The organism is Actinomadura rudentiformis (genome assembly GCF_008923185.1).
Classification (GTDB): domain Bacteria; phylum Actinomycetota; class Actinomycetes; order Streptosporangiales; family Streptosporangiaceae; genus Spirillospora; species Spirillospora rudentiformis.
This window is the reverse complement of the sequence record NZ_WBMT01000001.1, coordinates 308,360-327,406: the sequence shown is the minus strand read 5'-3', so window position 1 is coordinate 327,406 and position 19,047 is coordinate 308,360. Positions and strand designations below refer to the sequence as shown.

General features: G+C 68.4%; 20 protein-coding genes. 12 read left to right on the top strand and 8 right to left on the bottom strand.

What is annotated here, in order from left to right:
• The first annotated feature begins 6 nt into the window (after positions 1 to 6).
• A complete protein-coding gene (locus F8566_RS01625; RefSeq protein ID WP_151557196.1) occupies positions 7 to 1,026 on the top strand; it encodes an ROK family protein in 1,020 nt (339 codons plus the stop codon).
• 399 nt (positions 1,027 to 1,425) lie between these two features.
• Here the strand turns inward: F8566_RS01625 and F8566_RS01620 are convergent, their stop codons facing one another.
• The 3 genes from F8566_RS01620 to F8566_RS01610 form a co-directional block, all read right to left on the bottom strand.
• A complete protein-coding gene (locus F8566_RS01620) occupies positions 1,426 to 2,286 on the bottom strand; it encodes an alpha/beta hydrolase family protein (protein WP_225992762.1) in 861 nt (286 codons plus the stop codon).
• A 375-nt stretch (positions 2,287 to 2,661) separates the two neighbouring features.
• Positions 2,662 to 3,087 (bottom strand): MmcQ/YjbR family DNA-binding protein, encoded by a 426-nt coding sequence (locus F8566_RS01615; protein WP_151557194.1) that lies wholly within the window; start codon positions 3,085 to 3,087, stop codon positions 2,662 to 2,664.
• Positions 3,088 to 3,109: 22 nt separating this feature from the next.
• Entirely contained in the window at positions 3,110 to 3,829 is a 720-nt protein-coding gene (locus F8566_RS01610; protein ID WP_151557192.1) for a class I SAM-dependent methyltransferase, read from the bottom strand.
• A 235-nt stretch (positions 3,830 to 4,064) separates the two neighbouring features.
• Between F8566_RS01610 and F8566_RS49595 the strand changes: the two genes are divergently transcribed.
• Positions 4,065 to 4,214 (top strand): hypothetical protein, encoded by a 150-nt coding sequence (locus F8566_RS49595; RefSeq protein ID WP_192809457.1) that lies wholly within the window; start codon positions 4,065 to 4,067, stop codon positions 4,212 to 4,214.
• A 27-nt stretch (positions 4,215 to 4,241) separates the two neighbouring features.
• Here F8566_RS49595 and F8566_RS01605 read toward each other — a convergent pair whose 3' ends face one another.
• Positions 4,242 to 4,769, bottom strand: coding sequence for a TetR/AcrR family transcriptional regulator (locus F8566_RS01605; RefSeq protein ID WP_225992838.1), 528 nt, complete (start codon positions 4,767 to 4,769; stop codon positions 4,242 to 4,244).
• An 11-nt stretch (positions 4,770 to 4,780) separates the two neighbouring features.
• Between F8566_RS01605 and F8566_RS50795 the strand changes: the two genes are divergently transcribed.
• Entirely contained in the window at positions 4,781 to 5,092 is a 312-nt protein-coding gene (locus F8566_RS50795; protein ID WP_225992761.1) for a zinc-binding dehydrogenase, read from the top strand.
• Positions 5,008 to 5,274: a zinc-binding dehydrogenase gene (locus F8566_RS50790; RefSeq protein ID WP_318836385.1), complete on the top strand. Its 267-nt coding sequence runs from the start codon at positions 5,008 to 5,010 to the stop codon at positions 5,272 to 5,274. The genes F8566_RS50795 and F8566_RS50790 overlap by 85 nt, the downstream gene beginning before the upstream one ends.
• 16 nt (positions 5,275 to 5,290) lie before the next feature.
• Here the strand turns inward: F8566_RS50790 and F8566_RS01595 are convergent, their stop codons facing one another.
• The gene (locus F8566_RS01595) at positions 5,291 to 5,776 is read right to left on the bottom strand and encodes an SRPBCC family protein (RefSeq protein ID WP_151557188.1); all 486 of its coding nucleotides are present in this window, start codon (positions 5,774 to 5,776) and stop codon (positions 5,291 to 5,293) included.
• Between the two features lie 204 nt (positions 5,777 to 5,980).
• Here F8566_RS01595 and F8566_RS01590 point away from each other — a divergent pair, with 204 nt between their 5' ends.
• The 3 genes from F8566_RS01590 to F8566_RS01575 all read left to right on the top strand — a co-directional run bounded on the left by F8566_RS01590 (position 5,981) and on the right by F8566_RS01575 (position 8,102).
• Complete coding sequence (locus F8566_RS01590; protein WP_151557186.1) at positions 5,981 to 6,358, top strand: hypothetical protein; 378 nt, start codon at positions 5,981 to 5,983, stop codon at positions 6,356 to 6,358.
• 411 nt (positions 6,359 to 6,769) lie between these two features.
• Positions 6,770 to 7,240 carry a PfkB family carbohydrate kinase gene (locus F8566_RS01580; RefSeq protein WP_449690782.1) on the top strand — a complete coding sequence of 157 codons (471 nt, stop codon included), beginning with the start codon at positions 6,770 to 6,772 and terminating at the stop codon, positions 7,238 to 7,240.
• Positions 7,233 to 8,102, top strand: a complete 870-nt coding sequence (locus F8566_RS01575; RefSeq protein WP_151557182.1) for a Cgl0159 family (beta/alpha)8-fold protein — start codon at positions 7,233 to 7,235, stop codon at positions 8,100 to 8,102. The genes F8566_RS01580 and F8566_RS01575 overlap by 8 nt, the downstream gene beginning before the upstream one ends.
• 202 nt (positions 8,103 to 8,304) lie before the next feature.
• Here the strand turns inward: F8566_RS01575 and F8566_RS01565 are convergent, their stop codons facing one another.
• The 3 genes from F8566_RS01565 to ggt all read right to left on the bottom strand — a co-directional run bounded on the left by F8566_RS01565 (position 8,305) and on the right by ggt (position 11,885).
• Complete coding sequence (locus F8566_RS01565) at positions 8,305 to 9,615, bottom strand: cation:proton antiporter (protein WP_151557178.1); 1,311 nt, start codon at positions 9,613 to 9,615, stop codon at positions 8,305 to 8,307.
• A gap of 7 nt (positions 9,616 to 9,622) precedes the next feature.
• A complete protein-coding gene (locus F8566_RS01560) occupies positions 9,623 to 10,105 on the bottom strand; it encodes a cation:proton antiporter regulatory subunit (protein ID WP_151557176.1) in 483 nt (160 codons plus the stop codon).
• Positions 10,106 to 10,259: 154 nt separating this feature from the next.
• Entirely contained in the window at positions 10,260 to 11,885 is a 1,626-nt protein-coding gene (gene ggt / locus F8566_RS01555) for a gamma-glutamyltransferase (RefSeq protein WP_264159277.1), read from the bottom strand.
• 499 nt (positions 11,886 to 12,384) lie between these two features.
• Here ggt and F8566_RS01550 point away from each other — a divergent pair, with 499 nt between their 5' ends.
• The 5 genes from F8566_RS01550 (at position 12,385) to F8566_RS01530 (ending at position 19,045) form a co-directional block, all read left to right on the top strand.
• Positions 12,385 to 13,221, top strand: coding sequence for a bestrophin-like domain (locus F8566_RS01550; RefSeq protein WP_192809456.1), 837 nt, complete (start codon positions 12,385 to 12,387; stop codon positions 13,219 to 13,221).
• A gap of 11 nt (positions 13,222 to 13,232) precedes the next feature.
• Positions 13,233 to 14,657, top strand: a complete 1,425-nt coding sequence (locus F8566_RS01545) for an extracellular solute-binding protein (protein WP_192809455.1) — start codon at positions 13,233 to 13,235, stop codon at positions 14,655 to 14,657.
• Entirely contained in the window at positions 14,658 to 15,908 is a 1,251-nt protein-coding gene (locus F8566_RS01540) for an urea ABC transporter substrate-binding protein (protein WP_151557170.1), read from the top strand.
• A 162-nt stretch (positions 15,909 to 16,070) separates the two neighbouring features.
• Positions 16,071 to 16,292: a hypothetical protein gene (locus F8566_RS49590; RefSeq protein ID WP_192809454.1), complete on the top strand. Its 222-nt coding sequence runs from the start codon at positions 16,071 to 16,073 to the stop codon at positions 16,290 to 16,292.
• 257 nt (positions 16,293 to 16,549) lie between these two features.
• A complete protein-coding gene (locus F8566_RS01530; RefSeq protein ID WP_151557168.1) occupies positions 16,550 to 19,045 on the top strand; it encodes a PQQ-dependent sugar dehydrogenase in 2,496 nt (831 codons plus the stop codon).
• The last annotated feature ends 2 nt before the right edge of the window (positions 19,046 to 19,047 follow it).

The window sequence follows — 19,047 nt, the reverse complement described above, 5'->3', positions numbered from 1 at the left end:
ACGTCCATGGACCAGAACGTCGTGCTCGGCGTGGACATCGGCGGTACCAAGATCAGCGTCGGCTTGATCAGCGCGGACGGGCAGGTGCACAGGCACGTCGAGACCGCAACGCCCGCCACCGAACCCCTCATCACCGAAGCGCTTCGCGGGTTGCTCACATCGATCGCGGGTGACGCGCCGCCGGTGGCCGTCGGGCTGGCCTCGGCCGGGCCGGTCGACCTGGTGCGCGGCACGGTGAGTCCCGTGAACATCCCGGCCTGGCGCGACTTCCCCTTGATCGACCTGGTCGGCGACATCGTGCCCGGTGTTCCGGTCACCCTGGTCGGCGACGGCATCGCCCATGCCCTGGGAGAGCACTGGCTCGGCGCGGGGCGCGGCGCGACCTCGATGCTCGGGATCGTGGTGTCCACCGGCATCGGAGGCGGTCTCGTCCTGGCCGGCGCGGCGTACCCGGGGCCCAGCGGCAACGCCGGCCATCTCGGTCACATCGTCGTCGACCCCGCCGGTCCGCCCTGCTCATGCGGTGCGGCCGGCTGCGTCGAGGCCTTTGCCAGCGGCCCGTCAATGGTCCGATGGGCCCAGGGGCACGGCTGGACAGGCCCGGACGCCCGCGCCCTGGCCGCCGACGCCGCCCAAGGCGACACCATCGCCGTGGCCGCCTTCGAGCAGGGAACCCAGGCACTGGCACGCGGCATCGCCGCAGCCGCGGCACTGTGCGACCTCGATCGCGTCGTCATCGGCGGCGGAGTCTCAGCCGCCGGCGAGGTGCTGTTCGCGCCGCTGCGACGGCACCTCGAACACACCATCACCCTGGACTACGCCCGGCGCGTCACCGTGCGCCCCTCCACCCTCGGACGGCACTCCGGCCTGCTCGGCGCCGCAAGAAGCGCGCTTGCCGCGAGGGCGGGTGTTGCCTCCACAACCCGTCCTTGCGCGGGGCATCGAACGGCGGACGGCAGTGCCGAGTCGTCCACCGGGGAAGGTTCGAAACCTGCCCCGCGCAAGGCGGAACCATCTAGTCCCTGAGCGCCGTCCGACGTCCGGACGCAAGGGAGATGGGACGTGTCGTCACTTGAGCCAGAGCAACCAGTCGAACGGCCGCTCGGTGCACTTGTACGCGTTGTAGTTCTCGCGCACGTACTCCTGCCCCGCGTCAACACACTTCTTCTTGGACCTTCCGTACACGCATCCGCGGCTCCTCTCGCTGGACCAATTTCGAAAGATCATTTCAACGCGAGGGCGGCCAGACGATCACAACAGCTGTCGAGCCGACTCAATGATCTTCGGGGATTCCCGCTCTTGAAGATCACCCGCGCCAGTGCTCGGAGATCCAGTGCTCGGAGATCCAGTGCTCGGAGACCCGGTTCCCGTCGGCCCGCCGGGAGCGGGTCGCTCCCGGCGGGCCGGCTTCCCACCAGCGTGGGCTCAGTAGGGGCAGGTCTGGCGGTATTTCTGGATCGTCGGGCTGGGCGCGGGGGGCGGCGGGCACAGGAACTGGGTGTAGCGGGTGTCCTCGTCGACCCAGCGCTTCATCCAGGAGATGGCGTACTTGGCGATCGTGTTGTTGTCGCTGGTGAAGGTGAAGTGTCCGGCGTTCTCCAGCTCCAGGTAGGCCTTTTCGTCCGCGAGCTGCGTGTAGAACGGTTCGGCGTGGAAGCCGGGGCTGGCGACGAAGTCGTTGTCGCCGCCAATGATCATGGTCGGGACGCGGACGTTGCTCCAGTCCATGCCGAGGTCCCAGGGAGCGAGCGGGATCGCGGCCTTGAGGCTCGCGGACTGCTGCGCGGCGCGCAGGGTGCCGCCGCCGCCCATGGACCAGCCCATCACCGCGAGACGGTTGGGATCGATCCGGTTCTTGATCGTGTTGTCCTTCTTCATGAAGTCGAGCGCGGAGAGCAGCTGGGCCGCTCTGGCCTCGGGCAGGTCGAACCCGGTGGTGATCTCCAGGGTCATGACCACGAAGCCCTGGGAAGCGAGCCGCGGCCCGTACCAGGACACCAGGGCCTCGGGTGAGACGAAGCCCGGTGCGACGGCGATCGCGCCGAATGTGCCCTGGCTGGTGTCGGTCGGGTAGTAGACGGTGCCCTCCCGGATGCCCGGATGGCTGAACGCGCCGACCTTCTTGCTGGCGATGGCGAACGGACCCAGCTTGGCGGTGACGCTGGCCTCCGTGGGTGCCGGCCCTCGCTGGTAAGGGTTGGCGACTGCGTGGGAGGTCGCGGGGTTGACCATGATTCCGGCGACCAGGGCCGCTATCGCGGGAATCAGCTTGAGCGATTTCTTCACCGGCGGGCTTTCCCTTCCATGGGGGCGAATGCCGCAGCCCGTTAGCGCTTTGGCGACCGACGGGACGGGGCATCAGTGTGGGATCGTCCAGTCGTCCGCGCTTTGCGGAAACCGCTGAAGTTGTGGGCGTCTCTTTATCGGGAAGCGCAGGCTCAGCGAGAGCAAGGGGTGTTCGCGTCTCCGCATAGTCAGGCAGGTGAGTCGTCACCGGCGCTGAATGTAAGGACAGATTGCATGTCCGATGCCGCGCGGCGGAGTAGCCAGCCAGCTCACTTCTCGCGGGCACCTACCGGGGCGCCGCCGCCATCCGCCTCTCCTGACAGGAGGAGAACCCAGAGCACCCGCCGCTGCATGAAGCACGCGGCGAGACGATGATCATGTTGGGGGGTGAGCGTTGAGCCAGGCTGCAGCCCGGCGGGCTGACGCGCGTGACAACCACGCGTCCTGGACTATCTCGGCCAGTTCGTCCCGGGTGATCTCACCGATACGGCTGGCCCGCAGCAGTACGGACAGGTGGCCGTTGAAATGCGCGGTGGTGAAGAACGGCGACGCCTCGTCCTGCACCAGCGCCTGCTTGTCCTCTTCGGACGCGACCCAGAAAACGATCACATCCTGATAGCGTTCGCCGGTCTCGAGATCGACCGCGTCCGGCCGCGGGTTGCGGAAGAAGATGAACGACTTCCCACCCACCTGGTAGATCGGATTGTCGCCGGTCCCGGGGTAAACGGTGACATGGGGCATTGCCAGAGCAAGCTCGTGCACGTCCTCGACCCGCGCGGGCCGATTCTCCTCGTCCGGCATGGTCTCAGAATAAGCGGCGCGGTCAGGGAGTCTGGGCTTTGCGCGCTAGGACGAGCCGGGCCCGCGGACTGCCGTCCTTGCGTCGGCCCAGGGCCGTCAAGGGGGCTGTCGTCACGGTGAATCCGGCTGCTGTCAGCTCGTCGCGGACCGCGTGCAGCGAGCAGGTGCGGTAGTACATGACGAACGGGGGACGCCACACGGCATTGCGGACCCGCATGGCCATGTCGAATCCGAGCAGCGCCCAGTACGTGCCCGACGCGATCGGCGGCGGCGCGGCGATCGGGAAGGCGAACAGCCCGCCTGGCCGCAGCGCGCGGTGCACACCGGTGAAGAGCGCAGGCCGTTCGGCGGGCAAGAAGTGTCCGAGCGCTCCGAAGCTGACCGCGAGGTCGAAAGCCTCGACGAAGGGCAGCGCCCGGACGTCGGCCCGGACCCACTGGGCATCCGGGTGCGCGCTGCGCGCCTGCGCGAGCATGCCGGCGCTGAAGTCGACGCCCGTGCTCCGTCCCTGGCACAGGGTTTTGAGCACCCGCATGCCCGCGCCGGTGCCGCAGCACACATCCAGGCCCTGGCCGAACGGCCCGAGCGGACGCAGGGCATCGGCGGTGGCGCCGAGAATGCTCTCGGGAGTGCGAAAAGGCGTGTGGTCGAACTTCGGAGCGAGCAGGTCATAGCCCCGCTCAACTGACGACAACGCCTGGATCGCCAGTTCACGCAGAGATGGACCTTGAGCCGAGAACACCGACACAGGGTACTTCTCCCGTCATCTGTCTAGCAGGAACTCGCTCCCCGTCGGCCAGCGTCGCCGTTGCGTGCATGATCGATGAGAAGCTGAGGTCGCCCCTCATGGAGGAAGGCCTATGAGCACCACGCCGTCCCGCCGATCCTTCCGACCCCGATGTCGCTCTCGTACTCAAGGCTTATGTGGCTTTCGCTGAGGGCGACATCAATTCGGGATCGCCGGCCTGCATCCTGAGGTGGAATGGATCGAGCCCGATGAGCTTCCCAACGGTGGTCGCCGTGTCGGGCCGGCCGCCGTCGCCGTGGCCGACGTGTACACCGTCCGCGACGGTCAGGTCATCCGGATGCGCGCCTACGCCCATCTTGACGAGGCCTTCGCCTCCTAGCACGGCCTTGCCGGGCAGGCAGGCGCGTCAACGGGGCTGGGTGTTGAGGATGTGTTCGGCGAGTTCGCGGGCGGAGGCCGCCGGGTGTGTGTCGGGACGGGTCGCTCCGGCTGCCAAGGTGCCGTCGATGAGGAGCTGGTGTTGGTCGGCGGCGTGGACGGGCTGCGGGTGGTCGAGCCTGCGGAGTTCGTCTTCGAGGAGCTGGTGGACACGCTCGCGGTAGTGGCGGGTGATGGCGTGCCCCGGATGGTCGGGGTCGGTCAAGGTGAAGTCGGCGGCCAGATAGCGACAGCCGCGGAAATCCGGCTTGCCGATGACCTCGGCGAGCCTCTCGAAGAGGGCCAGCAGGCGGTCGCGTGGGTCATCGCCTGCGGCGTCCATGGTCTGCCGGTAGTCGGCCTCGTCTTCGGCGGTGCTGCGGCGCAGCACTTCGGCGATCAGTCCGTCCTTGCCGCCGAAGTGCTCGTACAGCGACCGCCGGGCCACGTTCGCGGCTTTGAGCAGTGCATCGACGCCCACGCCGTGGCGATAGGTCAGTTCCTGGGCCGCGTCCAGCAGGCGTTCGCGTGGCCCCGGCGGTCACCGCCTGGAACGCCCTGACCGGCGACGGCAGCGGACTGCGGCCATGGCAGACCGTGGTCACCCAGGGCTCGGGCGGGGTGTCGCTGCTGGCGCTGCAGTTCGCCAAGGCGCTCGTCGCCCGGGTGATCGCCACAACGAGCGGTCCGGAGAAGGCGCAACGCCTGGCCGAACTCGGCGCCGACGAGGTCATCGACTACCGGGCCACACCCGACTGGCCCGGCAAGGTCCTGGAGGTGACCGGCCGGGGCGCCGACCGCGTCGTCGATTCGGCAGCCGAGCGCAGTTCATCGCGATGAACCGCGCCGTCGAGGTCAACCGGCTCAAGCCGGTCATCGACCGGGTGTTCTCGTTCGACGATGCCCCTGGCGCCTACCGCTACTACGCCTCGGGCAGGGCGTTCGGCAAAGTCGTCATCACTTTGAACGCAGACAGCCGCGAGGGGCACTCACTTGCGAACACGCGATCCCGTCCGAGCTGACGGATGTCAACGCGTCTCAGTCCGTCTTGAGCAGCAGCGTCTCCATCTTGTCCAGACACTGGTCGAGCCCCGCCTTGGACAGGTCCCGGGCGTGTTCGCCCGCGTATCCGTACTCGGTGATCGTCATCGACGTCAGGGCGTCGTGGACGGCGGCGAAGGTGACGACGTGCCGTACGGCGGAGGGAACGCCTGGAGGCGAGTCGATCGTGGCGCCCTCGCCGTCAGTGAACCGCAGGTCGAACTCGATCAGCTTCGGCCGTTCGATCCTGTGGTAGGTCCAGGTGTTGTACAGGTCCTGGCCGCCGAACTCGGCCGGCGCGCGCATACCGACCAACGAGGTGCCGCCGACCTGGAAGTCCAGGTCGGCACGTATACCGGTGAACCCCGTCGGGCCCCACCACTGCTGGACGTGGCCGGGATCACTCCAGGCACGCCAGACCTCCTCGATGGGCACGGCGAACTCCCGGACGGCGACGACGTCGTAGGTGCGGTCGGTGGACATGCCGGCTCCTTCGCTCTGTGACGCGGTACGTACCTGCACAGACCAGAGCCAGCGCGAAAACTCATCGCCGCTCGTCAAAGCACTCCGCCGGGCTCGGTGGAGTCCGCGTTTCTTATCTCAGTAGTCACCACCGATGTCGGGCCTCGGTATGGGCGCACAGACTGCAGCAGGTCAAATTCCCACGTCTGCGTGAAAGGCTCTCTCATGTTTCAATCCCTGACCCGCCAATTCGCCACCAAGCTGACCCGTGTCGCTGCCATCGGCGTCTCGGCCGCGCTGCCGCTGGGCGGAGCGTTCGCGCTTTCCGCCCCCGCCGCGCATGCCGACAAGTGCACGGAACTGTATGCCGAGATGGAATTCACCGGCACCCATGTCGCGGCGGACAAGTTCCGTATCTGCGAAGGCGGAGGCGTCATTCTGCTTACGGTCGGCATCCAGCAGAAGGACCCGGCCACCGGCCTGTGGAAGACCGTCGCCACCGGCGTCGGCAGCGCCGGCTACGCCTGCAAGGGGAACTCGCCTTCCAAGCGATACCGCCTGAGCGGCACCACGAGCGCGGGCGTCCTGCTGCCCTGCGCCTGACTCCCCTGCCGGTGCCCCGCCCCGCACCCATGAAGCTGACATGCGGCGCCCCGGAGCACCCGGGGTGTACGGACGTGGTCAGTGGACGGGGCGGGGCGGGCCGGTGGTGCCGGCGAGCACGGCGGTGGGCATCCTGTCCCCGGCGAGCATCATCCGCCCCGCGTCGATCCCGGCCTCGTCGGTGTGGGCTCCGGGATGACGCGGACGGCGTCGTCGAGGCGTTCGGGCCCAGCAGGATCAGCGCCTCGCAAACGTTGGCTGGGCAACGCCTCCACGGCCTTGCGCTCGGCCCCCGGCCCGATGGCCGACAGCAGGACGTCATAGCCGCGCCGTTCGGCCTCCGGGTAGATGCCCCCACCAGGTCGCTGTGGAATGCCAGACTCGCAGGTCAGAATACCTGGGGAGGCTGCCGTGCACAGACATGAACCATCACCGTCCGAGGACGCCAGGGCGTTCGACGTCCTGACGATGGTGCGTGCCGGCGTGGATGACAGGTTCGTGGGAGTGTCAGAAGGGCTGCAGACGCCGCTGATCTTCTGCGAGATCTTCCCCCCGGACGACTTCCTGCTGTACTTCTACCGGTCACCCAAGGCCCCTGACCTGGACATCGAGCCGAGCGACCTGGACCTCGGCGCGATCGCGACGGCCGTGGGGGGCGGCACCCCGCACGATGTCGGCCACGGCGAGGGGGTGGAGGTTCCGCCCGTTCCGGTGGAGGTGGTCAACGGGCTGGGGGCGGGCGACGCGTTCGGCGGCGCGGTGTGCCACGGTTTGCTGGCCGTCTGGGACCTACGGCGGACGATCTCGTTCGACAACGCCGCAGGGGCGCATGTCGCCGGTGAGCAGGCCCTGACTCGACTTCGTGAGGTGAACGATGCGTGACCGGCTGCGAGAGATCATCGAGACCAGGGCGCACGACCCCGGCGCGATCGGGCGGGCTGCGGCCCGCCGGGTGAAGGCGGCGTCCCCGCTCGGCGACGGCGGCCGCGCGATGATCATCGCGGCGGACCATCCGGCGCGCGGCGCCCTGGCGGCCGGAGGGGATCCGACCGCGATGGCCGACCGTGGCGAGCTGCTGGAGCGGCTGTGCGTCGCGCTGGCCCGCCCGGGCGTCACCGGCGTGCTGGGCACCGCCGACATCCTGGAAGACCTGCTGCTGCTCGGCGTGCTGGACGGCAAGACCGTGTTCGGCTCGATGAACCGCGGCGGCCTGGCCGGTTCCGGTTTCGAGATCGACGACCGGTTCACCGGCTGCACCGCCGACGGCATCGCGGCCATGGGGTTCGACGGGGGCAAGATGCTGACCCGGATCGCCCTGGAGGACCCCGCGACGCCGTCGATCCTGGAGAGCTCGGCGCGTGCGGTGGACGCGCTGGCCGAACGGCGGCTGATGGCCATGGTCGAGCCGTTCCTGTCGGTCTGGGAGGACGGCCGGCTGCGCAACGACCTGTCACCGGACGCGGTGATCAAGTCGGTCGCGATCGCCTCCGGGCTGGGCACGACCTCCGCCCGCACCTGGCTCAAGCTGCCCGTCGTGGCCGAGATGGAGCGCGTGCTGGCGGCCACGACGCTGCCCGTCCTGCTGCTCGGCGGCGAGGTCCGGGACGCCGACGCGGCCTTCGCCTCCTGGAAGGAGGCCTTGGCGCAGCCGATCGTGCGCGGACTGGTGGTGGGCCGGTCCCTGCTCTACCCCGCCGACGACGATGTGGCCGGTGCCGTGGACCGGGCGGTGGGGCTGCTGTGACCCGGCCGCGAACGTTTAACGCCAAGCTGCATGTGAGGGTAGGCGAGACCGCCGACGGCCCTTGCGACGGTGCGCTACTGCGCGGCCGAGCGGGTCCCCGTCGAGCCGCGCGGCGCCGGGATGGGCCACCAGCGGATCTACGGGACATCCGACCGCCCCATCGATGTCGTCGCCGAGGTACGCGGTGGAGACGCCGCGTGGGTCATCTGCGGTGAGCGCCTTTACCGGGCAGGTCGTCCATCGGCCGGTCCTCATTCCCGGTTTCACCCTCGCCCGCGTCGCGTGGCGGGCTGATCCTTGAAGCGCCGCGAGGGTCGGGCTCCGGCTGGAGCCCGGTCTGCCGTGCGGCACGGCGCCTCCGCGCGGTGCGCAGAGTGTGGGCCAGAGGTTCGGCGGTGCGGGCCAGCAGCGGCCCAGCGATGGCCAGAATCAGCACGTAGGCGGCGGCCAGCGGGCCCAGCCGTGGGTTGATGCCGGCGGTGACCGCCAGTCCGGCGATGACGATGTTGAACTCGCCACGGGGAACCAGCGCGGCGCCGGCCCGGATCCGTCCGGCGGTGGCGACTCCGGCACGGCGGGCGGCCAGCCAACCGGTGCCCAGCTTGGTGGCGACTCCGGTCAGGGCGAGCAGCGTGGCCACGCCCAGGACCGGGGGCAGGTCGGCCGGATCGGTGTGCAGGCCGAAGAAAACGAAGAACACCGCCGCGAACAGGTCCCGCAGCGGCGCCAGCAACTCGCGGGCGGTGTGTGCGAGCGGACCGGACAGGGCGATGCCTACCAGGAACGCTCCGACCGCGGCGGAGACCTGCAACTGCTGCGCCAGCCCCGCGACCAGCAGGGTCAGGCCCAGCACCTTCAACAGCAGGACCTCGTCGGTGGGGCTGGAGACGAACCGTTCCACCAGCCGCCCATGCTTGAGCGCGATGAACAGGATGAGGGTGATGGTGGCGGCGGCGATGCCGAGCGTGGTCGCGCCGGAAGCCAGCGAGGCCCCGGCCAGCACGGCGGTGAGGATGGGCAGGTAGGCGGCCATCGCCAGGTCTTCGAACACCAGGATCGACAACACCGCCGGGGTCTCCCGGTTGCCCAGCCAGCCCAGGTCCCCCATCACCTTGGCGGTGATGCCGGACGAGGTGACGTAGGTGATGCCGCCGAGCGCGACGGCGGCCACCGGCCCCCATCCCAACAGGAACGCCGCAAGCACTCCGGGGGTGGCGTTCAGCAGCAGATCCGCCAGCCCGGCCGGGGCCGAGGTGCGCAGCGTGCCGACCAGTTCGGCGGCCGTGTATTCGAGGCCGAGGGTGAACAGCAGCAGGATCACGCCGACCTCGGCGCCGATGGCGACGAAGTCCTCGCTGGCGCCCAGCGGCAGGATCCCGCCAGATCCGAATGCCAGCCCGGCGACCAGATACAGCGGGATCGCCGAAATGGAGAACCGCTGTGCCGCCGCGCCCAGCAGGCCCAGGACCAGGATGATGGCGCCGAGTTCGATCAGTTGGATCGCACCATGCATGCCGGCGTCACCCGCTGGAGAAGATGTCGGCCACGGCGGCGGTGCCCTCGCCGGTGCCCACGGCCACCACGACATCGTCGGCGGCGAACACGAAGTCCGGGCGCGGGCTGGCGATCACTTCGCCACGGCGAACGACGGCCACGATCGACGCGCCGGTGCGGGTCCGTGCCTGCGTGTCGGCCAGCGGCCGTCCCGCATACGGGGATCCGGCGGCGACCGGAATCTGCTCGGTCACCAGCCCATCCACCTGCCGGTGCAGCTCGGCCAGCCGCTCCACCACGCGATCACTGCCCAGCAGCTCGGCCAGCCCGTTGGCCTCCTCACCGGACAACTGCACCGACACCACACAGCTGTCGGGATCATCCTTGTCGTAGATCACCAAGTCGCGGCGGCCGGTGTGATGCGAGACCACGCCGAGCTGACGGCCCCGGCCGGTGGTGAACACATGGCGCAGCCCGATCCCCGGCAACGATGTCCGCTCGACGTCCATAACCCTCTCCCGCGTGAGTCCGCCGCCCCCGGGCATCGCATCGTCACCCGGCCAGGCGGCGCCGTATCGCCTGATAGTCGCTGTGCGACATGATCTCAGACTTGCGGCGCCGCCCGGAAACCAGCGCCCTGCGGCAGCAGCGGCAGCCGAGCTGTCAGTCGCGCTCCGGCCTGACCACCATCGCGCTGCCGCCACCACGCCGGACGGGCTCCGCGGCCGCCAGGAAGCGCCCGTTGCCGAGCAGCTCGATCCCGGTCACCGACCCGATCTCCGAGGTCGTGCCGAACGTGTGACCGTGGAGGGACCTCAGGGCCGGTGCCTCGGTGGCGAGGAACTCAGGCTCGGCCAGGGTGGTGGCCGTGTTGCGCTGCGTCGCACGCGGGGACGCGATCGCCTGCGGGAGCGACCGGCCGAGGTCGAGCCGTTCGAGCAGGACCTGCAGCACGGTGGTGATGATCGTCGAGCCGCCGGGCGAGCCGGCCGCCAGGAACGGCTTTCCGTTCTTGGTCACGATGGTCGGTGACATCGAGCTGCGCGGCCGTTTGCCGCCGTCCGGGGCGTTGGGGTGCTTCGGGTCGTCGAAGTTGAAGTCCGTCAGCTCGTTGTTGAGCAGGAAGCCCCAGCCGGGGACGACGATCCCGTTGCCTCCGGTGGACTCGATCGTGAACGTGTAGGAGACCACCATGCCGTTCTTGTCGGCGACGGTCAGGTGTGTGGTGGACTCACCCTGGTCGCCCGCGGTCACCGCTCCGGGGGCCGGAACGTTGTCGTCGTCGCGCGGGTCACCTGGCGCGACAGGCGAGGTCGCCGCCTTGTCGGTGATGAGCGCGCGGCGCTCGGCCGCGAACGAGTCCGACAGCAGGCCCTTCAACGGCACGTCGTAGTACGCCGGGTCCGCCAGGTAGGCGTTGCGGTCCGCGAACGCGTAGCGGGACGCCTCGATGAAACGGTGCAGACTCTGCGTGCGGCTCGCGCCGAGCGGGCGGTAGCCCTCCAGGATGTTCAGGGCTTCACCGACGGTCGAACCGCCGCTCGACGGTGGCGCCATGCCCCAGATGTCCAGGCCGCGGTAGCCGATGCGCGTCGGCGCGCGCCGGGCCACCTTGTAGGCCGCGATGTCCCGCTCGGTCATCAGACCCGGACGCCAGCGATGGTTGGCGTTCGCGGCGATCGGTGGTTTCTGGGCGGCCTTGGCCATCGCCTTGGCGATCGGCCCCTTGTAGAACGCCTTGGTGCCGTGGCGCGCGATGAGCTGGTACGTGCGCGCCATGTCGGGGTTGCGCGAGATACTGCCGACGTCAAGCGGAGTGCCGTCGGGATCGAGGTAGATCTTGGCGGTGGACGGCACGTCGTCGAAGAAGTCGACGTTCGGCGCGGTCTGGTCGGCGAACGTCTGGTCGACCACGAATCCCTTGCGCGCCACCTTGATGGCCGGATCGAGCGCCTTGCGCAACGACGTCGTGCCGTAGCGATCCAGCGCCTCGTCCCACATCCGCACCGTGCCCGGCACCCCTGCCGACAGGCCGCTCCAGCGCGCGTCCTGGAAGGACAGGGCCTTGTCGCCCTCGAAGAACGACTTCGGGTGCATGGCGGCCGGAGCCTTCTCGCGCCCGTCGATCGTCGTCACCTTGCCCTTCGGCGTGCGGATGACCATGAAGCCACCGCCGCCGATGCCGCACGAGAACGGCTCGGTGACGCCCAGTACGGCCGCCGCGGCCACCGCCGCGTCAACCGCGTTGCCACCACGGCGCAACACGTCGATGGCCGCCTGTGTCGCCACCTGATCGACGGTGGACGCAGCGCCCCCTGTCCCCACAGCGGTAGGGGTCTTGCCGCCCCCCGTTCCCTTCCCAGGCAGCCGCTCTGGCATGCCCGGCACAGCGCCGGCCGCCTGCGCAGACGGCACCGCCCACAGCGGCACGACGGCTACGGCGGTGGTGGCTGCGAGCAGCCGAAGTGCATGACGTCTCACGTGAATCTCCCTGCGCTGGCATCCGGTGTCCGCTGCGGCCTCGCTCGTATTGGAGCAGGCAGGAGACGTAAGCCTTTAAAGATCGCCATGACGCTGCCAGCCTCCATCCCGGTTCAGAGCGACGTCCAATGATGATTCTTTTGAGGACCTCTTACAAACGCTTATGTTTGTGCCCGACTTACAGGCTAGGTCAGGGCATTGTTACCTTGTGTAATCAATCCACCACTTTTAGTATAGATCTGTGGTAGAGACGCGAGCTCCTGGGATGGGCGAGCGGAGGAGTGAGCGGCCACCCAGGCACCCGATCGTGATCGCCCAGCTTGTGATGTTCGCCGGGCTCGCCGCCGTCTACATCGCACTGCAGCTGTTCGACCCGATCCCGCTGTGGATCAGCGCGGTGCTCCAGATCGCGATCGCGATGGCCGGCGCGAACCTGGCGTTGTCCACGGTGCGCCGGCTCTATCCGCCCGAACGGCGCAGCTCCAGCGACAACGACCTGATCAGCGGGTCGTTCGCCACGGTCGGTGCGGTCTACGCGCTGGTGCTGGGCTTCGTCATCGTCGTGGTGTGGCAGCAGTACACCGACACGGAGGCGACGGTGGGACGCGAGGCGAACGCGATCGCCGATCTCGACCGCATGGCCCGCGCATTGCCCGTCGACTCCCAGCGGCAGGTGCAGGACGCGGCACGCACGTACCTTCGTCTGGGAGTCCACGAGGAGTGGCCGATGATGGCGCGCGGCGCATCGAGCACGCGGGCCCAGGCCGCTCTGGTCGAGCTGTGGACGGTCTACACCGACATGGAGGCCAAGGAGCGCGGCAGCCCCCTGTACGAGCGCTCGGTCAGCCGGCTCAACGAACTGGGCGACAACCGGCGGCAACGGCTCAACGACTCCCAGCAGAGCGTGTCCCCGCTGATGTGGGTGATGCTGTACGTCGGCGGCATGATCACACTGATCACGCTGTGCCTGTTCGACGCCAAGAGCCATGACCTGCATCGGTTCCTGGCGATGACGCTCGCGGGCATGCTGACGCTCGCCCTGGTCCTGATCGGGGCGCTGGAGAGCCCGTTCGACGAGAACCTGCCGATCCCTCCGGAGATGTTCCAGGCCGTCCTCGACAACCTGCGGCAGCTCGAAACATGAGAACTCGAAACATGACCAGGGGGACGATCGTCACGCGGCGGGTGGCCTTGGCGACGGCCTTGGTGGTGCTGGCCGGTTGCCACGGCCCCAAGGAGCGGCCCACCGCCGGCCAGCCCATCCCCCTGGGCCTCACCCACGTCGTTCCCGCCTCCGAACAGGCCAAGGCCTGGCGGACGTTCGTCGCCGGGCTGCGCGACAAGTGGAAGGGGAAGACGCTCCGTGTGATCAGCTGGGACGACAACCGCGTCGCCGGACGGCTCGTTCCCGACTTCGAGCGGCTGACCGGCGCCAAGGTGAAGATGGAACTGCACCCCTACCAGACGACGTACCTTCTGGAGACATTTCTCGGCAGCAGCAAGTCGTCCTCGCAGGACATCTTCGTCATCGACATGCCCTGGGTCGGAAAGTTCGCCGCCGCCAAGTACGTCGAGCCCCTCAACGCCTACCTCGCCAAGACCCCGAAGGAGCTCATCGACCATCGCGACTTCTTCAAGGTCATGAGCAGTGGGGCCGTTTGGGAGAACGACATCACCGGGCTCCCTTACACACCCGTCTTCGTTTTCAACATCTACAACAACGCCTTGTTGCGCCGCGCGGGCGTCAAGCCGCCCCGCGACTATGACGACCTCGTCCGGGTGGCCCGGGCCGTGACGGAGAGAGTCGACGGCGCCTACGGCGTGGTCATGAACAACCAGACGGGCACCGCGGTCGGGCAGGCCTATTTCGAGTACATCTACAACATGGGTGGCAAGCCCTTCGCCAGCGAGTACCCGGGCTCCCCCGACTACTACGCGGACATGACACCGCAGTTCACCTCGCCGCAGAGCATCGCCGTCGTCGACCTCTTCAAGAAACTGCTGAAGTACCAGCCCCCCGAACGGATGAACGTCGCCTGGGATGCGCGATTCGACGCCTTCGCCCGGGGCCGGGCCGCGCTGATGAGCACGTGGAACTTCGATATCTCACCGCTGCTGGACCCGAAGCTCTCGGTCGTGGGCGACGATTTCGGCGTGCAGCCGATCCTCCACAAGAAGGGGGTCACGCTGAACACGCCGGTCGGCGGCTGGGAGATAGCCATCAACCGGCATGCCAGGAACAAGGACCTCGCTTGGGACTTCATGGTGTGGTTCACCAGCCCCCAGGTCGGCACCCGGTTCGCCTCCGCCGGCGGATTCCCCACCCGCTACTCGGTCCTGGACAACCAGGAACTGGCCCGGCGATTTCCCTACTACAGAATTCTGCGGCAGGTCGTGGACACCGCCTTTCCGGCGTTCCGTCCGCAGATCCCCGAAAGCTTCGACGTGATCGAGGTGCTCGGCACCTGGATCGCCAAGGCGCTCTACGGCGAGCTCAGCACCAGGGAGGCGATGATCCGGGCCAACCAGGAGGTCGGCCTTCTGCTCAAAGAGGCCGGCTACACCGTCCACGGGGTCTGAATGCGGCCACGGATCGCCGTTCTCGCCGCGTTCCTGCTGCTGAGCCCCGCGGCCTGCCACCAGGACGCGGAGGAACGTCCCATCCGGCTCGGCATCCTCCATTCGCTCACGGGCCCGCACGCCTTCAGCGAGAAGCGGCTGGTCGACGCCGAGATCCTGGCCATCGAGGAGATCAACGCCGCGGGAGGCGTCCTGGGCCGCAGGATCGAGCCGGTCATCGCCGACGGCCAGTCCGATTCTGCGATCTTCGCCCGCGAGGCCGAGTCCCTGATCAAGAACGGCGTCCGCGCCATCGCCGGATGCGCGGCGTCGAGCGACCGCAGGACGGTCCTGCCGGTGATCGAACGGTATGGCTCCCTGCTCCTCTACCCGTCCGCCTACGAGGGGCTGGAGGAGTCGCCCCACCTGGTGTCCACCGGGGGAACGGCGAACCAGCAGACGATTCCCGCCGTCAGGTGGTTCCTGGAGAACCGCGGCCGGGACTTCTTCCTCGTCGGCTCCGACGACGTGTGGGCCCATGCCGAGAACGCCATCATCAAAGACCAGCTTGCCCGGCTCGGCGGCCGGGTGGTCGGCGAGGAGTACCTCCCCCTCGACGTTCACGACACGAGCCCGGCCGTCAAGAAGATCGCCGCCGTCAAACCCGACGTCATCATCAATTCTCTCTCGCATGGAATCGTCGGCTTCTTCCAGAAACTCCGCGCCGCCGGCGTCGACCCCCGCCGTGTCCCGACCTTCTCCCTCGCCGTAGGCGAGGACCTCCTCCGCAGCCTCCGGCCCGACGAGGTCGCCGGCAGCTACGCGGCCTGGCCCTACTTCGAAAGCCAGGACTCCCCCGCCAACAAGTCGTTCACCCAGCGCTTCAAGGCCCGCTACGGCGCCCACAGGCACACCGACGACCACATCCACAATGCCTACATCGCCGTGCGTCTCTGGGCCCAGGCCGTTGAGGACGCCGAGACCGACGCCCCGGAAGCAACCCTCAGAACGATCAGCCATCAGACCCTGGACGCCCCGGGCGGCCGGGTCTGGGTCGACGAGGAGAACCGCCACCTCTGGCGGAGAGTGCGCATAGGCCGTATCCGCCCGGACCGGCAGTTCGACATCGTCTGGACCTCAGAGGTGGACATCCGCCCTCAGCCCTACCCCGTCTTCCGGACCAGAAGAGAGTGGGTGGACGTCCTGCAAACCCTCTACAGGACCTGGCACAACAACTGGTTTCGCCCTCCGGGCACATCCCAGCCGCCGTGATGCACCGTCCATGCACACCAGCTCGACGTCGGACACGCGACTTGGCCACTTTGTCTTGCCAGTGTTGAAAGTCTGCCGTTTCTGGCCTTAAGTCTTCTCAGGCCCGGCAAAAGTAGGTACGTTTGCGGCCTGAGGCCCCCGAAGGGGAAGCGTGTGATGCGGATGAGGACTCGTCCCCAGGACCAGCACCGGTCATTCCCGCTGAATGTGCCGGGCGCCCACGAACCGCGATCACGCGCCGGGGGACCGCGCGCCGTCATCCACCACCGGTCGCCGACGCCGGCAACCGGCAACCTGCACATCCTGCTGTCGGAACTCGGGGACACGGCCGGGCCCATGGGGGCGACCCGGCTCAACAGCGATCACGTCTTCGCCGCCGCCTGACTTCTCTGGCGCATGCCGCCGGCGTCAGGCACCCAGGAGGCCCTATGGATGCGTTCGGCCCCTCTCCATGAGGCGCGCTGACGACGTCAGCAGATCGACACCGGTGGAGTCCGGATTGGCCCCGGACCCCACCCGATGCCCGGCGCTCCACACGGGCGCCGCACTCGCCGAAAGGAGTGCTCAACGCAATCGACTGACCCGACCGCATGCCGACTCGACCGATCCGTGCCCCCCAACGGTGAGGAGTACACAGCATCATGTCCGACTACGCAGGGTCAACCCCGCGGCGGCTTCGCCCTCTCGCTGCGGCCCTGGTGGCTCTGGTGATCGCTTCGGCGGGCCTGGTCGCCGTCACCGCCCGCGCCGCCTCCGCCGAGGCTCCCCCCGAGCACTTCTATCCCTATTCGCTCGCGCAAGGGCCGACGGAAGTAGGCGAGCCGATCGCCTTCGACCCCTTGCCCGACGGCTCGGTCCTGCACACCTCGCGCGACGGGGTGCTCCGGCTGACCGACTACAACGGCCGTACGAGCATCGCAGCCCAGCTACCCGTCTATACCCATGACGAGGACGGCCTGCAGGGCGTGGCCGTGGACCCCGGCTTCACCCAGAACCGGTGGGTCTACCTCTACTACGCCCCCCGGCTCTCCACCCCTTTGACCGATGCGCCCACCGAGGGCGATGAGGCGGCGTTCGCGCCGTACAAGGGCTACAACCAGCTGTCCCGGTTCAAGCTCAGCACCGGCGGCGTACTGGACATGGCCAGCGAGCAGAAGATCCTGCAGGTCCCGGCGGACCGGGGCATCTGCTGTCACGTCGGCGGCGACATCGAGTTCGACACCGCCGGAAACCTGCTGCTGGCGACCGGCGACGACTCCAATCCCTTCCAGTCCTCCGGCAACACCCCGATCGACGAACGGCCGCAACGCAACCCTGCCTTCGACGCGCAGCGGACGTCGGCCAACTCCAATGACCTGCGCGGCAAGCTGCTGCGCATCAAGGTCGCCGACGACGGCACCTATTCGGTGCCCGAAGGCAACATGTTCCCCGCTGGCACCGCCAAGACCAAGCCAGAGATCTACGCGATGGGCTTCCGCAACCCGTTCAAGATCTCCGTTGACCGGCGCAGCGGCGCGGTCTTCGTCGGGGACTACGGACCCGACAAGAGCGACAACAGCACTCCCGAGCGCGGTCCGCTCGGCCAGGTCGAGTTCGCCCGGGTCACCGGCCCCGGCTTCTTCGGCTGGCCGTACTGCACCGGCAACAACACTCCCGAGGACACCTACGGCGACTACGACTTCGCCACCGGGACCGTAGGGCCGAAGTTCGACTGCCAGAACGGCCCGGCCAACGATTCGCCCAACAACACCGGCATCACCCAGTTGCCCAAGCCGGTGCCCGCCTGGATCCGCTACAGCGGCTGCGACAACCCCGACATGAACCCGCCGACCGGATGCTCGCAATCCGAGTCTCCGATGATGGGGCCGATCTACCAGTACGACGCCGCATCGACCTCACAGGTGAAGTTCCCCGCCGAGTACGACGGGCTGGCGTTCCTCGGCGAGTTCGAACGGCGGTGGATCAAGACGGCCGCGATCAACGCGGACGGCTCGCCCGGCACCATCTCAAGCTTCCCGTGGCCGCTGAACTACAAGATCATGGACTTGGAGTTCGGTCCGGACGGCGCGCTGTACATCCTCACGTACGGCGAGCAGTACTTCGCCAGCGACGACCACGCCGGGCTGTTCCGCATGGAACACATCGGCACCACCGGACGCCGCCCCGAGGTCAAGGTCTCCGCCGACCGGACGTCCGGCCGCAAGCCACTGAGGGTCCGCTTCTCCTCCGCCGGCACCTTCGACCCCGAAGGCACGGCGCTCACCTACAAGTGGGACTTCGGCGACGGAACAACCTCCACCACGCCGAACCCCCGGCACACCTACACCAAACGAGGGCAGTTCACGCCCACGCTCACGGTGACCGACGCCAGCGGCAAGACCGCGACCGACAGCCTCGTCGTCACCGTCGGCAACACCGCCCCGCAGGTGACGCTCAAGCTTCCGCGCGACGGGCAGCTCGTCAACTTCGGCGATGCCGTCCCGTACCGGATCGTCGTGCGGGACGCCGAAGACAGTCCCGTCGACTGCTCGAAGGTCAAGCTCACCTACCTGCTGGGCCACGCCACCCACCAGCACGCGCTCGCCGAGCAGCCGGGGTGTTCCGGGGTCCTGCAGACGCCGGACGACGGCGACCACGGCGCCGGGGAGAACATCTACGGCGTCTGGGCCGCCGAATACACCGACAACGGCGGTCGTAAGGGAGTCGTGCCGCTCCAAGGGACCGACGTGCACATCACCCAGCCCAAGCACCGGCAGGCCGAGCACTACAAGGCCCACTCCGGGATCACCACGGCCAACCGGACCGGGGCGCACGGCCAGGTCGTGACCAACGTCCAGGCCGGTGACTGGATCATGTTCGAGCCGTACTGGCTCGGCAACGTCTCGTCCTTCACGGCGAGAGTGGCCACCGGAGGGACCGCCGGCACCGGCGGCACGCTCGAACTGCGCGCCGGGTCCCCGGACGGCACGCTCCTGGGCTCGGCCGCCGTACCCGGTGGCGGAACGGGCTTCTTCGACGTGACCGGCACCGTCTCAGGCGCACCGCGGGAGGGCGGCAAGCTCTACCTCGTCTTCACGGGCGGCACCGGGACGTTGTTCGAGTTCGACGACTTCACCTTCACCACCACCGGCTCCTGAAA

Excerpts from the sequence above, each read along its gene's own strand:
- F8566_RS01615 (WP_151557194.1), bottom strand. The coding sequence starts at position 3,087 with ATGCCGGACGAGGAGAATCGGCCCGCGCGGGTCGAGGACGTGCACGAG.
- F8566_RS01590 (WP_151557186.1), top strand. The coding sequence starts at position 5,981 with ATGTTTCAATCCCTGACCCGCCAATTCGCCACCAAGCTGACCCGTGTC.
- F8566_RS49590 (WP_192809454.1), top strand. The coding sequence starts at position 16,071 with ATGAGGACTCGTCCCCAGGACCAGCACCGGTCATTCCCGCTGAATGTG.
- F8566_RS01540 (WP_151557170.1), top strand. The coding sequence starts at position 14,658 with ATGCGGCCACGGATCGCCGTTCTCGCCGCGTTCCTGCTGCTGAGCCCC.
- F8566_RS01545 (WP_192809455.1), top strand. The coding sequence starts at position 13,233 with ATGACCAGGGGGACGATCGTCACGCGGCGGGTGGCCTTGGCGACGGCC.
- F8566_RS01560 (WP_151557176.1), bottom strand. The coding sequence starts at position 10,105 with ATGGACGTCGAGCGGACATCGTTGCCGGGGATCGGGCTGCGCCATGTG.
- F8566_RS01625 (WP_151557196.1), top strand. The coding sequence starts at position 7 with ATGGACCAGAACGTCGTGCTCGGCGTGGACATCGGCGGTACCAAGATC.
- F8566_RS01595 (WP_151557188.1), bottom strand. The coding sequence starts at position 5,776 with ATGTCCACCGACCGCACCTACGACGTCGTCGCCGTCCGGGAGTTCGCC.
- F8566_RS01575 (WP_151557182.1), top strand. The coding sequence starts at position 7,233 with ATGCGTGACCGGCTGCGAGAGATCATCGAGACCAGGGCGCACGACCCC.
- F8566_RS01530 (WP_151557168.1), top strand. The coding sequence starts at position 16,550 with ATGTCCGACTACGCAGGGTCAACCCCGCGGCGGCTTCGCCCTCTCGCT.
- F8566_RS01565 (WP_151557178.1), bottom strand. The coding sequence starts at position 9,615 with ATGCATGGTGCGATCCAACTGATCGAACTCGGCGCCATCATCCTGGTC.